General features: G+C 65.9%; 16 protein-coding genes and 1 tRNA gene. 9 read left to right on the forward strand and 8 right to left on the reverse strand.

The features are described 5' to 3' along the window. Window positions 1-2 precede the first annotated feature (2 nt). The 4 genes from U5A56_RS00160 to U5A56_RS00175 all read right to left on the reverse strand — a co-directional run bounded on the left by U5A56_RS00160 (window position 3) and on the right by U5A56_RS00175 (window position 4,019). On the reverse strand, window positions 3-1,280 hold the full coding sequence (locus U5A56_RS00160; protein WP_321920663.1) for a GspE/PulE family protein: 1,278 nt from the start codon (window positions 1,278-1,280) through the stop codon (window positions 3-5). Window positions 1,281-1,362: 82 nt separating this feature from the next. Beyond that, window positions 1,363-2,649, reverse strand: a complete 1,287-nt coding sequence (locus U5A56_RS00165) for an HlyC/CorC family transporter (protein WP_124571478.1) — start codon at window positions 2,647-2,649, stop codon at window positions 1,363-1,365. Window positions 2,650-2,798: 149 nt separating this feature from the next. Then, window positions 2,799-2,875 (reverse strand) — tRNA-Pro (locus U5A56_RS00170). A 148-nt stretch (window positions 2,876-3,023) separates the two neighbouring features. Further along, window positions 3,024-4,019, reverse strand: coding sequence for a polyprenyl synthetase family protein (locus U5A56_RS00175; RefSeq protein WP_044844218.1), 996 nt, complete (start codon window positions 4,017-4,019; stop codon window positions 3,024-3,026). Window positions 4,020-4,229: 210 nt separating this feature from the next. Between U5A56_RS00175 and rplU the strand changes: the two genes are divergently transcribed. From rplU to proB, 4 genes are all read left to right on the forward strand, one after another. Then, complete coding sequence (gene rplU / locus U5A56_RS00180; RefSeq protein ID WP_006025184.1) at window positions 4,230-4,541, forward strand: 50S ribosomal protein L21; 312 nt, start codon at window positions 4,230-4,232, stop codon at window positions 4,539-4,541. A 24-nt stretch (window positions 4,542-4,565) separates the two neighbouring features. Then, window positions 4,566-4,829 (forward strand): 50S ribosomal protein L27, encoded by a 264-nt coding sequence (rpmA, locus tag U5A56_RS00185; RefSeq protein WP_006476999.1) that lies wholly within the window; start codon window positions 4,566-4,568, stop codon window positions 4,827-4,829. Window positions 4,830-5,017: 188 nt separating this feature from the next. Beyond that, window positions 5,018-6,130, forward strand: a complete 1,113-nt coding sequence (gene cgtA, locus U5A56_RS00190) for an Obg family GTPase CgtA (RefSeq protein ID WP_044844217.1) — start codon at window positions 5,018-5,020, stop codon at window positions 6,128-6,130. A gap of 90 nt (window positions 6,131-6,220) precedes the next feature. Further along, window positions 6,221-7,339, forward strand: a complete 1,119-nt coding sequence (gene proB, locus U5A56_RS00195; RefSeq protein ID WP_121858525.1) for a glutamate 5-kinase — start codon at window positions 6,221-6,223, stop codon at window positions 7,337-7,339. Between the two features lie 102 nt (window positions 7,340-7,441). Here the strand turns inward: proB and U5A56_RS00200 are convergent, their stop codons facing one another. Together U5A56_RS00200 and U5A56_RS00205 are read right to left on the reverse strand one after the other, a co-directional pair. After that, window positions 7,442-8,050, reverse strand: coding sequence for a CNP1-like family protein (locus U5A56_RS00200; RefSeq protein WP_044844215.1), 609 nt, complete (start codon window positions 8,048-8,050; stop codon window positions 7,442-7,444). Between the two features lie 13 nt (window positions 8,051-8,063). Continuing rightward, window positions 8,064-8,711, reverse strand: a complete 648-nt coding sequence (locus U5A56_RS00205) for an RNA pyrophosphohydrolase (RefSeq protein WP_044844214.1) — start codon at window positions 8,709-8,711, stop codon at window positions 8,064-8,066. Between the two features lie 218 nt (window positions 8,712-8,929). Here U5A56_RS00205 and U5A56_RS00210 point away from each other — a divergent pair, with 218 nt between their 5' ends. Both U5A56_RS00210 and U5A56_RS00215 read left to right on the forward strand, forming a co-directional pair. Beyond that, the gene (locus U5A56_RS00210) at window positions 8,930-10,666 is read left to right on the forward strand and encodes a proline--tRNA ligase (RefSeq protein ID WP_044844213.1); all 1,737 of its coding nucleotides are present in this window, start codon (window positions 8,930-8,932) and stop codon (window positions 10,664-10,666) included. A 21-nt stretch (window positions 10,667-10,687) separates the two neighbouring features. Next, entirely contained in the window at window positions 10,688-11,296 is a 609-nt protein-coding gene (locus tag U5A56_RS00215) for a MarC family protein (protein WP_044844212.1), read from the forward strand. A gap of 86 nt (window positions 11,297-11,382) precedes the next feature. Here the strand turns inward: U5A56_RS00215 and U5A56_RS00220 are convergent, their stop codons facing one another. Together U5A56_RS00220 and ffh are read right to left on the reverse strand one after the other, a co-directional pair. Beyond that, window positions 11,383-11,934, reverse strand: coding sequence for a hypoxanthine-guanine phosphoribosyltransferase (locus U5A56_RS00220; RefSeq protein ID WP_321920664.1), 552 nt, complete (start codon window positions 11,932-11,934; stop codon window positions 11,383-11,385). A gap of 94 nt (window positions 11,935-12,028) precedes the next feature. Continuing rightward, window positions 12,029-13,396: a signal recognition particle protein gene (ffh, locus tag U5A56_RS00225; RefSeq protein WP_039317379.1), complete on the reverse strand. Its 1,368-nt coding sequence runs from the start codon at window positions 13,394-13,396 to the stop codon at window positions 12,029-12,031. Between the two features lie 90 nt (window positions 13,397-13,486). On the opposite strand from ffh, the gene U5A56_RS00230 reads away from it, so the two are divergent. The 3 genes from U5A56_RS00230 to ampD are packed head-to-tail and all read left to right on the forward strand — an operon-like array spanning window position 13,487 to window position 15,289. After that, a complete protein-coding gene (locus U5A56_RS00230) occupies window positions 13,487-14,380 on the forward strand; it encodes an inner membrane protein YpjD (RefSeq protein ID WP_321920665.1) in 894 nt (297 codons plus the stop codon). 13 nt (window positions 14,381-14,393) lie between these two features. Continuing rightward, entirely contained in the window at window positions 14,394-14,702 is a 309-nt protein-coding gene (locus U5A56_RS00235) for a PP0621 family protein (RefSeq protein ID WP_257768722.1), read from the forward strand. After that, the gene (ampD, locus tag U5A56_RS00240) at window positions 14,699-15,289 is read left to right on the forward strand and encodes a 1,6-anhydro-N-acetylmuramyl-L-alanine amidase AmpD (RefSeq protein ID WP_124488232.1); all 591 of its coding nucleotides are present in this window, start codon (window positions 14,699-14,701) and stop codon (window positions 15,287-15,289) included. The genes U5A56_RS00235 and ampD overlap by 4 nt, the downstream gene beginning before the upstream one ends. Window positions 15,290-15,513 lie beyond the last annotated feature (224 nt).

Raw genomic sequence — 15,513 nt, forward strand, 5'->3', positions numbered from 1 at the left:
GATCACGCGTCGGGCGTCGCGGCCAGCGCTTCCGCGACGCTCGTCGTACCGTCGCGAACGTGCGCGAGTGCCGCGTCGCGCAGACTGCGTACGCCCTCGGCTGCCGCGCATTGCGCGAGCGCACCGACGCTTGCGCGCGCGACGATGCGTTCCGCCATCTCCGGTGAAACCGGCATCGTCTGATGCAGGCCGATGCGGCCTCGATAACCGATGCCGTGACAGGCGGCACAGCCGCGCGCGACGAACGGGCGCCACCCGGATTCCAGTGCTGCCGGATTGCAGCCTGCTTCGCGCAGCGCGCGCACCGACGCGTCCGAACGCACGCGGCAGGTGGGGCACAGGCGCCGCACGAGGCGTTGCGCGGTGACGAGGCGCAACGCGGCGGCGAGGTTGTATGGCGTGACCCCGATGTCGAGCAGTCGCGCGACGGCTGCCGGCGCGTCGTTCGTATGCAGCGTGGACAGCACGAGGTGCCCGGTCTGTGCGGCCTTGATCGCGACGTCGGCCGTCTCCGCATCGCGAATCTCGCCGACCATGATGACGTCCGGGTCCTGACGCAGCAGCGCGCGCAGCGCAGTGGCGAACGTCAGCCCGGCTTTTTCGGCGACGCCGACCTGGTTGATGCCGTCGAGCTGGATCTCGGCCGGATCCTCGACCGTGCACACATTGTGCGCATCGCGGTCGAGCATCTGCAGCGCGCAGTAGAGCGACAGCGTCTTGCCGCTGCCGGTCGGCCCGGTGACGAGCACGAGACCGTGCGGCGCGCGTATCGCGGCTTCCATCGCCGCGGCCTGCCGTGCGTCGAAGCCGAGACGCGCGAGCGTGAGGTCGGGCGGCAGCGTTTCGAGGCGGCGCAACACGAGCTTCTCGCCGAACAGCGTGGGCAGCGAGCTGACCCGGTAGTCGCCGCGCGTGCCGCCGTCGACCGCGATGCGCAGCCGGCCGTCCTGCGGAAGCCGGCGCTCGGCGATGTCCATGCGAGCGAGCACCTTGATCCGCGTCACGAGCGCATCGCGCAGATGAGCGGGCGGCCGCGCGTGTTCATGCAGGACGCCATCGATACGCAGCCGGATGCGCCAGCCTGCTTCGAACGGTTCGACGTGGATGTCGGACGCGTCGCGCACGCGGGCGGCGTGCAGTGTGTCGGTCAGCAGCCGGACGGCGGGCGAGTCGTCGAGTTGCGCCGCATCGAGCGACCGCGGTGTTTCGGCGGACGATGCGTCGGTGGAGACAGGCGGCCGCTGCGTGTGCAGCGGCGCCCCGGGAAGTGGGAAGTGCATGTGAGCCGGCGCTCGGCCGCCTGTTGATCGTGACCGGCAAATGGTCGCGTATCGTGCGCGGCGTCGACAGTCGGCCGTTCGGCTAGCGCGCGCCGCGTGCGCGCGTGCTGCGCGGCTTGAAGAGCTTGACGGTGCGCACGGCCTGGTCGTCGCTGCGCATGACCTCGAGCATCACGTCGCGGATCTTCAGGCACACGTCGCCTTCGGGGATTTCCTCGAGGATTTCGAGGATCAGGCCGTTGAGCGTCTTCGGCCCGTCGGTCGGCAGTTGCAGGTGCAGCCAGCGGTTCAGTTCGCGCAGCGGCATGCTGGCGGCGACGATGCATTCGCCGTTCTCGTTCCAGCCGCCCGCGCGTTCGCCGCGCGGCATAGACGTCGTGAATTCGCCGATCAGTTCCTCGATGATGTCCTCGGGCGTGACGAGCCCCTCGAGTTCGCCGTACTCGTTGACGACGAGCGCGGTCCGCTGGCGGCTTTCCTGGAAATACTGGAGCTGCTGGACGACCGGCGTGCCCGACGGCACGTAGTACGGCTCGGCGAGCAGCGTGCGCAACGTTTCGCGGTCGAAATCCTGGTTGTGCAGTGCGGTGAGCGTCTTGCGGACGTGCAGCACGCCGAGCACCTTGTCGATGTCGCCTTCGTAGACGACGAGGCGGTTGTGATAGCAGGTCTCGAGCTGATGCAGGATGTCGTCGAGCGGCGCGTAGAAGTTGAGCGACTCGATCTGGCGGCGCGGCACCATCACGTCGTCGACCGTGATGTTCTCGAGGTCGAACAGGTTGAGCAGGATGCTGCGGTGCTTGGTCGGCATGAAGCTGCTCGACTCGAGCACGATCGCGCGCAACTCGTCGGCGGACATCCGCTGGTCGCGGCCCTTCTTCGTATTGATGCGCAGCATCCAGAGCACGCCGTTCGCCAATTCATTGACGAACCAGACGACCGGCTTGAACACGCGCATCAGCGGCGCGATCACCAGACTGGCGGGCAGCGCGATGCGTTCGGGAAACGTCGCGCCGACGATCTTCGGCGCGATTTCCGCGAACACGATGATCAGGAACGCGACGATGCCGGTCGCGATCGACAGCGCCAGGTTGTTACGGCCGAACGTGTGCAGCGCGAGCGACGTCGTCAGGACCGGGATGATCGTGTTGAACAGGTTGTTGCCGATCAGGATCACGCTGAGCAGCAGGTCGGTGCGCGTGAGGAGACCCTGCGTGGTTTTCGCGCCGAGCACGCCCTGGCCGGCGAGATGCTTCAGCCGATGGCGGTTGAGCGCCATCATCGCGGTCTCGGAAATGGAAAAGAAGCTGGAGCAGAGGAGAAGCAGGAAGACGGCGCCGATTTGCGCCCATAAGGGAATTTGGTCCACGCGTCAGAAGGGCAGTGAAGGACAGGGATGGAGGGAATATAGCAGAGGCCGGCGGCCGGGATGTGTCGTGCGCGACACGCGCGCTCGCGAGACCAGGCAGAAGAAGGCAAAAAAAAACCGTGCACGCGGTGCACGGTTTTTTCAAAATCTGGTCGGGGTGAGAGGATTCGAACCTCCGGCCTCTACGTCCCGAACGTAGCGCTCTACCAGGCTAAGCTACACCCCGATTTTTTGCTCTTCCGACTTCGCCGCTTTCGTTCAGATCGCTGCGTCGTCACAAGCAAGAACGTAACTATAACGATGTTTTTTCGAAAAGGGAATACCTTGATGAAGAAATTTTTCGAAAAGCGGTTCGCGTCGCGGTCGCCGCGCGCTTACGACTGTCGCGACGTCGAGTACGAGCACAGCGCGAGCAGGCTTTCCTTGTAGATCGAATCCGGGAACGCGGCGATCGCGGCCGCAGCGGCCTGTGCTTCCTGGCGCGCGCATTCGAGCGTATGGTCGAGCGCGCCCGAACGCGTGATCGCGTCGAAGATCGTGTCGAAGCGATCGGTGCCGCCTTGTTCGATCGCCTCGCGGGCGAGCGCCGACTGCTCGGGCGTGCCGCGTTCGATCAGATAGATGAGCGGCAGTGTCGGCTTGCCTTCGCGCAGGTCGTCGCCGGCATTCTTGCCCATCGCTTCGGCCGTGCCCGCGTAGTCGAGCCAGTCGTCCATGATCTGGAATGCGGTGCCGATCCGGCGGCCGTATTCGGCGGCGGCGGCTTCGGTCGGCGCATCGGCGCCGGCGAGCACCGCGCCCAGGCGGGCCGATGCCTCGAACAGCTTCGCCGTCTTGTAGCGGATCACCTGCATGTAGCGCGTCTCGTCGACGTCCGCGTCGTGCATGTTCAGGAGCTGCAGCACTTCGCCTTCGGAAATGATCGTCGTCGCTTCCGACAGGATTTCCATCACGCGCATCTTGCCGACGCCGACCATCATCTCGAACGAACGCGAATAGAGGTAGTCGCCGACCAGCACGCTCGCCGCGTTGCCGAACAGCGCGTTGGCCGTCTGGCGGCCGCGCCGCAGTTCGGATTCGTCGACGACGTCGTCATGCAGCAGCGTGGCCGTGTGGATGAACTCGACGACGGCGGCCAGCACGTGCCGCTGGTGCGACGTCTCGCCGAGCGCGCCGGCGACGAGCAGCAGCAGGGCCGGACGCAGCCGCTTGCCGCCCGCGCCGATGATGTACTCGGCGATCTGGTTGATCAGCAGCACGTCGGACGCGAGGCTTTGCCGGATAACGCGATTCACCTGCTCCATGTCGCTGGCGATCGGGGCGAGCAGGTGGGCGGCGCTGAGGGTGGGGGAGGCGGTGGACGACGACATGATGATCGAAATGGGTGATGCCGCGGATTATAAGTCGAATCCGCGATATGCCGGTCTGTCGGACGTGTCTGCCCGGTGATTTTGGCCGTCCGGCCAGGGCTTGCGGGCGGCAATCGTGGATCGGCTTTGACTTGGGTGCTAAGCCCATGTATAATCACGTGTTTTCCGCGCGTGGTGTGCGGAAAAATTGGATCCAGAGTGAGGTTCTCAATGTACGCGGTCATAAAAACCGGCGGCAAGCAGTACAAGGTTGCCGTTGGCGAAAAACTCAAAGTAGAACAGATACCGGCTGACATTGACGCTGAAATCACGCTCGACCAGGTTCTCGCAGTGGGCGAAGGCGAATCGATTAAGTTCGGTACGCCGCTGGTCAGTGGGGCTTCCGTCAAGGCCACCGTTGTGTCGCACGGTCGTCATGCCAAGGTCACCATCTTCAAGATGCGTCGCCGGAAGCACTACCAAAAGCACGGCGGCCACCGCCAGAACTACACTGAGCTGCGCATCGACGCGATCAACGCGTAAGCGCCTCGGTAAAGGAGCAATCAGATGGCACACAAAAAGGCAGGCGGCTCTTCCCGGAACGGCCGCGACTCCGAGTCGAAACGTCTCGGCGTGAAAGTGTACGGCGGCCAGGCGATCAACGCTGGCGGCATCATCGTGCGTCAGCGCGGTACGCGCATGCACGCTGGCGAGAACGTCGGCATGGGCAAGGATCACACCCTGTTCGCGCTGGTCGACGGTCACGTCAAGTTCGCGACCAAGGGCGCGGACAAGAAGCATCTGGTCATCGTTGTCCCGGCGGCTGCCTAAGTTCAGGCACCCACGGGCTTCGTAGCCGAAAGGCCCCGCAGTCTTCGCGGGGCCTTTTTTTATTTGGCCGCCGGGCGCATGTGCGCGCCGACGGCTGTCGCGACACTGGCGGGCAATCGGCCGAACGGCAGATTGTTCAAGCGCGCCGGCGCGCGGCACAATAGCGGAAATACTGGTCGGAGTGACGAATGAAGTTCATTGACGAAGCACGAATCGAAGTCATCGCCGGCGACGGAGGCGATGGCAGCGCGTCGATGCGCCGCGAGAAATTCGTTCCGTTCGGCGGGCCGGACGGCGGCGACGGCGGCCGGGGCGGCAACGTCTACGCGATCGCCGACCGCAACATCAACACGCTGATCGACTACCGTTACGCGAAGAAGCACCTGGCGCGCAACGGCGAAAACGGTCGCGGCTCGGATTGCTACGGCAAGGGCGGGGACGACGTCACGCTGCGCATGCCGGTCGGCACGGTCGTGACCGACATGGATACGGGCGAGCTGATCGCCGACCTGACCGAGCACGATCAGCAGGTGATGCTCGCGAAGGGCGGCGCAGGCGGTCTCGGCAACCTGCATTTCAAGTCGAGCACGAACCGCGCGCCGCGCCAGAAAACCGACGGCAAGCCCGGCGAACGGCGCATGCTGCGGCTCGAGCTGAAGGTGCTCGCCGACGTCGGTCTGCTCGGCATGCCGAACGCCGGCAAGTCGACCTTCATCTCGTCGGTGTCGAACGCGAAGCCGAAGATCGCCGACTATCCGTTCACGACGCTCGCGCCGAACCTTGGCGTCGTGCGGGTCGGCCCGAGCAAGAGCTTCGTGATCGCCGATATTCCGGGGCTGATCGAGGGCGCCGCCGAAGGCGCGGGCCTCGGCCACCAGTTCCTGCGACACCTGCAGCGCACCGGCGTGCTGCTGCATCTCGTCGATCTGGCTCCGTTCGACGAAAGCGTCGATCCGGTCGCGGAAGCGACCGCGATCGTCGGCGAGCTGCGCAAGTACGACGAGGCGTTGTACGAGAAGCCGCGCTGGCTCGTCCTCAACAAGCTCGACATGGTGCCGGAAGACGAGCGCGAGGCGCGCGTCGCCGATTTCCTCGACCGTTTCGGCTGGGACGGCCCGGTGTTCGAGATTTCGGCGCTCACGGGCCAGGGCTGCGAAGCGCTGTGCTACGCGATCTACGATTACCTCGCCGAGCATTCGGACGCGCATCGTGCGGCGGAAGAGGAAGATCTGGCCGCGGACGTGCGGTTCCGCGATGCGCCGCAAGCCGATGGCGGCGCGACGCCCGGCGACGACGCCTGAGCGGGCCCGACACGCACCGGGCATCGCGTCCGGTGCCTGAATTCAATTGCGCCCGGCCGGGCAGGCATCAGATACAGGAGACGGCGCACGATGCGTTCGATCATCGCGGATTCGAAGCGATTGGTGGTGAAGGTGGGCTCCAGCCTCGTGACCAACGACGGCAAGGGGCTCGATCATGCTGCAATCGGCCGCTGGGCGGCCCAGATCGCCGCGCTGCGCGCGCAGGGCAAGGAAGTGGTGCTCGTCAGCTCGGGCGCGATTGCCGAAGGGATGCAGCGGCTCGGCTGGAGCAAGCGTCCGCGCGAGATCGACGAGCTGCAGGCCGCCGCCGCGGTCGGCCAGATGGGGCTCGCGCAAGTCTATGAAAGCCGCTTTACCGAGCACGATATCCGCACCGCGCAGATCCTGCTGACGCACGCCGACCTGGCCGATCGCGAGCGCTACCTGAATGCGCGCTCGACGCTGCTCACGCTGCTGCGGCTCGGCGTCGTGCCGATCATCAACGAGAACGACACGGTCGTCACCGACGAAATCAAGTTCGGCGACAACGATACGCTCGGCGCGCTCGTCGCGAACCTGATCGAAGGCGATGCGCTGATCATCCTGACCGACCAGACGGGCTTGTTCACCGCCGATCCGCGCAAAGATCCGAATGCGACGCTGGTCGCGGAAGCCAGCGCGGGCGCGCCGGAGCTCGAGGCGATGGCCGGCGGCGCAGGCTCGAGCCTCGGCCGCGGCGGGATGCTGACGAAGATCCTCGCGGCGAAGCGCGCGGCGCACAGCGGCGCGAACACCGTGATCGCGAGCGGCCGCGAAGCCGACGTGCTGGTGCGGCTGGCGGCGGGCGAGGCGATCGGCACGCAGCTGATCGCGCGCACCGCGCGGATGGCCGCGCGCAAGCAATGGATGGCCGATCACCTGCAGGTGCGCGGGCACGTCGTGATCGATGCGGGCGCGGTCGAGAAGCTGACGGCCGGCGGCAAGAGCCTGCTGCCGATCGGCGTGATCGGCGTGCAGGGCGCGTTCGCACGCGGCGAGGTGATCGCGTGTGTCGGCCCCGACGGGCGTGAAGTGGCGCGCGGCCTCACGAACTACAGCAGCGCGGAAACGAAGCTGATTCACCGCAAGCCGAGCGGCGAGATCGAGACGGTGCTCGGCTACATGCTGGAGCCGGAGCTGATTCACCGCGACAACCTCGTGCTCGTGTGACTGTTCGGCCAGGCGCCGCGAGATAACAAAAAGCCCGCATCGCGCGGGCTTTTTGTTGTGACGAAGCGAACCGAGGCCGGGCAGCCGGCCTCGGTTGCGCGGTCAGCGCAGCTGGCTCATCGCGGTGCGGTGGAACTTGATGTTCTCGAGGATCTGCTGGGTCGTGCCCTGCGGCATCTTGTTCGCGCAGAAATAGTCCTGGTACAGCGCCGAGTGGTACGCGTTCAGCTCGCCGTTCTCGATGCGACGCCAGTCGTTCTCGACCGTGCGGTCCCAGCCGTCGTGATCCGAATTCAAGCCTGCATACTGACGCCATTCGTAGGTGTCGCAGCGGATGCCTTCGTAGTTCACGTTGCGCGCGCCGGCCGGGCTCGTGATGACGACTGCGTAGCGCACGACGCCGTCGCTGCCGACCGCGAGCGACTTCGCATCGACGGAGAACTTGAGCGGCGTGTTCTGCGACACGTTGAACGGCAGCAGATCGCCCGCTTGCGGCAGCGGCGGCAGCGTGTCGACCGGGTTTTCCTTCCAGTTGCCCTGGCGGTCCAGCAGGTACACGAACTCGCTGTCATCCTTGTTGGTCGGCGTCTTCGAATTCGCGCAACCGGCCAGCGTGGCCGCCGCGACGATCGATGCGAGCGCGAGAGCAATCGCTTTCAATATGCATTCCTCGTAAAAAAAGGGCGCGACACCAAGGTCGCGCCCGGTCATGCAGTCCGACTCGTCATTTGCCGACGATCACGCGGGGCGGCATCTCGTCGAGCGTGCTCGCCTCCACTTCGATCTCCGAACAGACCACCGATGTGTCGACAATCGTCAGCGTCTGCTGGGCCTGCGCGCCGATGACGCGCGGATAGCGCGACAGACGCGGCCCACGCGGCTTTTCGGCTCGCTGCGCCGGGCGGCGCAGGAAGCGCGACAGTTCCGTCAGCGCCAACTGATAGACATCCCGCTTGAACTCGATCACCGCATCGAGCGGCACCCAGTACTCGTTCCAGCGCCACGCATCGAACTCCGGGTGGTCGGTCGCGCGCAAGCAAATGTCGCAATCGCGTCCGACCATCCGCAGAAGGAACCAGATCTGCTTCTGGCCGCGGTAATGTCCGCGTACTTCGCGTTTGATGAACTTGTCAGGCACCTCGTAACGCAACCAGTCGCGAGTGCGGCCGATTATCTTGACGTGTTCCGGGTGCAGGCCCGTCTCCTCGTGCAGTTCCCGGTACATCGCCTGCATGGGGGTCTCGCCGTACTTGATCCCACCTTGAGGAAACTGCCAGGAATGCTCGCGGAGCCGCTTGCCCCAAAACACCTCGTTGCGCGCGTTCAAGAGGATGATGCCGACGTTCGGGCGAAAGCCTTCACGATCCAGCATACAACCACCTTCGAATCCTTTAAAATTGCTTTGATTATAAACAGATAACGGGCGCTGCGCACCGTGACGGAGCGAAACCGCGCGGGGTACACCGGCTGAATTGTCCCTGATTTGTCTGCTAAGTCATCTGCGCCATCGTCGTTCGTCGCGCGCAGCTTTTTCACCTTGAAACTTTTTCGGGCGCCCCGCCTGGGGGCGCCGTATTTGGAACCGTCCGCATGAAAGCTTCCCGTTTCTTTATCGGCACCCTCAAAGAAGCACCGGCCGACGCAGAGATCGTCAGCCACAAGCTGATGGTGCGCGCCGGCATGATCCGTCGCGTCGCCGGCGGCATCTACAACTACCTGCCGGTCGGCCTGCGTTCGATTCGCAAGGTCGAGGCGATCGTGCGCGAGGAAATGAACCGGGCAGGCGCCATCGAGCTGCTGATGCCGGCCGTGCAACCGGCCGAGCTGTGGCAGGAATCGGGCCGCTGGGAGCAGTACGGCCCCGAACTGCTGCGCTTCAAGGACCGCAAGGACAACGACTTCGTGATCGGGCCGACGCACGAGGAAGTCATCACCGACATCGCGCGCAACCAGATCAAGAGCTACCGGCAGATGCCGGTGAACTTCTACCAGATCCAGACGAAGTTCCGCGACGAGATCCGTCCGCGCTTCGGCGTGATGCGCGGCCGCGAGTTCATCATGAAGGACGCGTACTCGTTCGACAAGGACGCGGCCGGCCTGAACGAGTCGTATCGCAAGATGTACGACGCATACGTGCGCATCTTCACGCGCCTCGGCCTCGAGTTCCGCGCGGTTGCGGCCGACAGCGGCTCGATCGGCGGCAACTTCTCGCACGAGTTCCACGTGATCGCCGATACCGGCGAGGACGCGATCGCCTACTGCCCGACGTCCGACTTCGCGGCGAACGTCGAAGCGGCCGAAGCCCTGCCGCTGATCGCCGAACGCGCGGCACCCGCCGAAGCGATGGAAAAGGTCGCGACGCCCGGCAAGGCGAAGTGCGAGGCCGTCGCCGAACTGCTGTCGATCCCGCTCGAGCGCACGATCAAGTCGATCGTGCTCGCCACCGACAACGAAGGCGCCGAGCCGACCATCTGGCTCGTGATGCTGCGCGGCGACCACGACCTGAACGAGATCAAGGTGTCGAAGCTGCCGGGGCTGAAGAACCACCGCTTCGCGACCGAGCAGGAAATCGTCGAGTGGTTCGGCACGCCGCCGGGCTACCTCGGCCCGGTCGGCACGAAGAAGCCGGTGAAGGTGATCGCCGATCGCACGGTCGCGAACATGAGCGATTTCGTCGTCGGCGCGAACGAGGTCGACTATCACATCGCGGGCGTGAACTGGGGCCGCGACCTGCCGGAGCCGGACGTCGCCGACGTGCGCAACGTGAAGAAGGGCGATCCGTCGCCGGACGGCAAGGGTGAGATCGACATCTGCCGCGGCATCGAAGTCGGCCACGTGTTCCAGCTCGGCACCAAGTACTCGGAAGCGATGGGCGCGACCTTCCTCGACGAGTCGGGCAAGCCGCAGCCGATGCTGATGGGCTGCTACGGCGTCGGCGTCACGCGCATTCTCGGCGCGGCGATCGAACAGAACTTCGACGAGCGCGGCATCATCTGGCCCGAGTCGATCGCGCCGTTCGAAGTCGTGCTGTGCCCGATGGGCTACGATCGCAGCGACATGGTCCGCGAGGCCGCCGACAAGCTGTACGCGGAACTGGCCGCGGCCGGCATCGACGTGATCCTCGACGATCGCGGCGAGCGCCCGGGCGTGATGTTTGCCGACTGGGAACTGATCGGCGTGCCGCATCGCCTGGTGATCGGCGAGCGCGGCCTGAAGGAAGGCAAGATCGAGTATCAGGGCCGCCGCGACGCCGAGGCGACGCTGCTGCCGGCCGACGCGGCCGCGGCGACGGTGACGGAGAAGATCCGCGCCGCGCTCGCGCGCTAAGCGCTTCGACCGGAGGACACGGTGGAATACACCTTCCTGTCGGCCACCGTGCTCCTCGTGCTGATCACGGATCCGCTCGGCAACATCCCGCTGTTCATCACGGCGATGCGGGACGTGCCGCGCGAGCGGCGCGTGAAGCTGATCCTGCGTGAAGTCGGGATCGCGTTCGTGATCCTGCTGTTCTTCATGGTGGTCGGCGACCGCTTCCTGCGGATGATGAACCTCACCGACCTGTCGCTGCGGCTCGGCGGCGGGATCGTGCTGTTCCTGATCGCGCTGCGGATGATCTTCCCGCATCCGGACGGCGCGCTCGGCAGCGATCCGCGCGCGGGCGGTGAACCGTTCATCGTGCCGCTCGCGATTCCCGCGCTGGCCGGGCCGTCCGCGCTCGCGACGGTGATGCTGCTGACGTCGCAGGCGCCGGGCAAGATGTTCGAGTGGGTCGGCGCGCTGACGGTCACGATGATCGTCTGCGCGATCACGCTGGTGCTGGCCGAACGGATCCAGCAGTGGCTCGGCGAGCGGACCGTCGCCGCGTTCGAGCGGCTGATGGGTCTCGTGCTCGTCGCGATCTCGGTCGAGATGCTGCTCGCCGGCATCAAGGCGTTCGTGCACCAGCTGCAGATGTAACGCGTCGGTGCGTACCGACGAAAAAAAAGCGGCGCTCCGGGTAACCGGAGCGCCGCTTTCCATTTATATAGCGGGCAGGGCGGCAATCAGGCGTTCGCGGTCAGCGCACGGATCGTCGGCAGGTTGCGCCAGTAGCCCTTGGCGTCCATCCCGCAGCCGAACACGTAGCGGTCCGGCACCGAGAAGCCGCAGAAGTCGGGATGCAGCGGTTTCGCCTTCGTGAGCGTCTTCTCGCACAGCACGGCGGACATGAAGCGCTTCGCGCCCATGTCGAGGATGCGGTCGCGGATCGCGGCCATCGTCTCGCCTTCGTCGAGGATGTCGTCGAGCACGAGCACGATGCGGTCCTTCACCGATTCGCGCGGCGCGACGCGCCAGTGCATTTCCGGGCTGCCCTGCGTCGTGTTGCGGTAGCGGGTCAGGTGGATGTAGTCGAATTCCAGCGGGAAATCGAGATGCGGCAGCAGCATCCCGGTAAACACCGCGGCGCCGCCCATCACCGAGAGGACGAGCGGGAACGCGTCGCCGATCTCGGCGCGGATCGCTTCGGCCATCCGGGCGATCGACGCGTTGACGGCGTCCGCCGAGACGATCTCTTCGGAGTGTTCGAAAATGTGGAGGGCTTCTTCGCGGTTCATGAGTTCTGGCGGGCAGTCGGTATACAAATAAGAATGAAGCAGAACGGGCGGCGCGCGCTACGGCAAAAACCCGCGCGCCGGCCGACGGGCGGAATCAGCGCATGCCGGGCATCATGCCCTTCAGGCCGCGCATCATCTTCTGCATGTTGCCGCCCTTCAGCTTCTTCATCATCGTACGCATCTGGTCGTACTGGTTCAGCATCCGGTTGACTTCCTGCACCGGCACGCCCGCGCCGGCTGCAATGCGGCGCTTGCGCGTCGCCTTGATGATTTCGGGTTTGGCGCGCTCGGCGGGCGTCATCGAGCTGATGATGCCTTCCATGCGGCGGATCGACTTCTCGGCCTGGCCCATGTCGGCGCCGGCCGCCGCCTGCTGGAACTGCGCGGGCAGCTTGTCCATCAGCGACGACAGGCCGCCCATGTTCTTCATCTGCGAGATCTGCGCGCGGAAATCGTTCAGGTCGAAGTCGCCGCCTTTCTTGACCTTGTCGGCGAGCTTCTGCGCGGCCTGCACGTCGACGCCGCGCTGCGCTTCCTCGACGAGCGCGAGGATGTCGCCCATGCCGAGGATCCGGTTCGCCATCCGGTCCGGGTGGAACACCTCGAGGCCGTCGAGCTTCTCGGCGACGCCGACGAACTTGATCGGCTTGCCCGTGATGTGGCGCACCGACAGCGCGGCACCGCCGCGCGAATCGCCGTCGAGCTTGGTCAGCACGACGCCGGTGAGCGGCAGCGTGTCGTTGAACGCCTTCGCGGTGTTGACCGCGTCCTGGCCGAGCATCGCGTCGACGACGAACAGCGTTTCGGCCGGCTTCAGCGTGCCGTGCAGCGCGGCGATTTCCTGCATCATCGCCTCGTCGATACCGAGGCGGCCGGCCGTATCGACGATCAGCACGTCATGGTAGTGGCGCTTCGCCCAGTCGACGGCCGCGAGTGCGATGTCGACGGGCTTCTGGTCCGGCGTCGACGGGAAGAAATCGGCGCCGACCTGTTCGCTCACCGTTTTCAGCTGCATGATGGCGGCCGGGCGATACACGTCGCACGACACCGTCAGCACCTTCTTCTTGTACTTCTCGCGCAAGAGTTTCGCGAGTTTGCCGGCGGTCGTGGTCTTGCCGGCGCCCTGCAAGCCGGCCATCAGGATCACGGCGGGCGGCGTGACCGCGAGGTTCAGCTCGGCGGCCTTGCCTTCGTAGTCGCCGCCGATCACGGCGGTCAGTTCCTTCTGGACCACGCCGACGAGCGCCTGGCCCGGCGACAGGCTGCTGATCACTTCCTCGCCGAGCGCCTTTTCCTTGACCTTGGCGATGAATTCGCGGACGACCGGCAGCGCGACGTCGGCTTCCAGCAGCGCGAGACGCACCTCGCGGAGCATCTCCTGGGTGTTCGCCTCGGTAAGCCGGGCCTCGCCGCGCAGCGTCTTGACGACGCGCGCCATCCGTTGAGTGAGATTGTCGAGCATGGGGAGCGATGGACAGTGGGGCCCGAAGGCGCAACGGAACCGTACAAAAGGGAGCCGTCGCGGGAAGGGGGCCTAGTGTAAACTTCGAACATGGATATTGTACTGTATGCCCTCACCGCATTCCTGTACGGCGGCCTCGCCGTCGCAGGCTGGCGCACGCACCGCCAGGGTGCGACGCCGCTCGTCGCGAGCGTGCCGGCCGTGCCGGTGCCGGCGTCCGCCGCGTCGGGAATGAGCGGCGCCGGCCGCGCGCTGCTGTTCGCGGCGCTCGTCGCGCACGGCGTGCTGCTGCACACGACGATCTTCCCGCACGACGCGATGGTCTTCGGCTTCGCGTTCGCGCTGTCCGCGATGTTCTGGCTCGGCGCCGGCATCTACTGGATCGAGAGCTTCTTCTTCCCGCTCGACAGCCTGCGCCTGCTGGTGCTGCCGCTCGCGTGCGGCGCGTCGCTGCTGCCGCTCGTGTTCGGTGGCGTGCGGGTGCTGCCTTATGCCGCAGCGCCGCTGTTCAAGATGCACTTCCTGATCGCGAACATCGCGTACGGCCTCTTCGCGATCGCCGCGCTGCACGCGGTCCTGATGCTGATGGTCGAGCGGCGCCTGCAGTCGCTGCGGAGCGGCGGCCGCGACGGCTCGACCGGCTGGATCGCGAGCTGGCTCGAAACGCTGCCGCCGCTGCTCACGCTCGAGAAGCTGCTGTTCCGCCTGATCGGCGCCGGCTTCGTGCTGCTGACGCTGACGCTCGCGTCGGGGATCCTGTTCAGCGAGCAGGTCGATGCACGCGCGCTGCGGCTCGATCACAAGACCGTGTTCGCGGTGCTGTCGTGGCTGATGTTCGGCGGCCTGCTGGTCGCGCACAAGACGTCGGGCTGGCGCGGGCGCGGCGCCGCGCGCTGGGTGCTCGTGTCGTTTGGCGCGCTGCTGCTCGCGTATGTCGGCAGCCGGTTCGTTTTCGAGGTGCTGCTGCACCGCTCCGTGGTTTGAACGCAGGTTTCCGATGCGACAGATTCTTCTCCTGATTCTTCTCTTCTTCGCGGGTTCGTGGCTCACGCGCAAGCTGCGCCAGGCCCAGGAGCATGCGCAGGCGCGCACCGGCCGCGGCTACGACGGCGCACCGGGTGCCGGCGCCGGGGCGGCACGCCCGAACGGCGACGCGCGCTCGCTGCCCGAACCGATGGTGCGTTGCGCCGAATGCGGCGTGCATACGCCGCAGGGCGACGCCGTCGCCGCGGGCGGCGAATACTTCTGCAGCACCGAGCACGCGCAGCGCCACGGCGCACACGCGAGCGGCCACGACGCCCGATGAGCGACGCAGCGCTGCTGTCGGTCGACGCGAACGGCTGGGTGCGCGAAGCGCGCCACGCGCCGTCGCCGAATTTCGAGGCGCGGCCCGCGGGCGCGGTGCCGACGCTCGTCGTCGTCCACAACATCAGCCTGCCGCCCGGCGAGTTCGGCGGCGATGCGATCGAGGCGCTGTTCCTGAATCGCCTCGATTGCGATACGCACCCCTATTACCAGCGTCACCTGCGCGACGTGCGCGTGTCCGCGCACTTCCTGATCCGCCGCGACGGCGAACTCGTGCAGTTCGTGTCGTGCGACGAGCGTGCATGGCATGCGGGCGCGTCCGAGTTCTTCGGCCGGCCGCGCTGCAACGACTTCTCGATCGGCATCGAACTCGAAGGTGCGGACGACGTGCCGTTCGACGCGGCGCAGTACGCGACGCTCGGGGTGCTCGCACGCACGCTCGCCGCGCGCTACCCGATCGATGCGGTGGCCGGGCATTCCGACGTCGCGCCGGGCCGCAAGACCGACCCGGGTCCGCACTTCGATTGGCAACGCTTCGCGAGCGATGCCGGGTTTTCCGCCGAATACTTTCCTTTCCGTCAGCACTGATCGCAGGGTTTTTGAGCGGGCGAAATTTTTTTTCCGACCAATGCCTTGTCGCGTCTGCCCGTCCGGGCGGCCGGGTTGATGTCAATACCTCCGGCGAAAATTCTCCGTTTTGATGTCGCCGGAATGTCCACTATACTTGGTGCCAGTTGAGCGGTTCTGTACTAGATATAGTGTGTGTCGCAGGGGAAACCCGAGCGGCACCGGCCGGCGGGCAACGCCGGCGG

The organism is Burkholderia sp. BCC1998 (assembly GCF_905339875.1).
GTDB lineage: Bacteria > Pseudomonadota > Gammaproteobacteria > Burkholderiales > Burkholderiaceae > Burkholderia.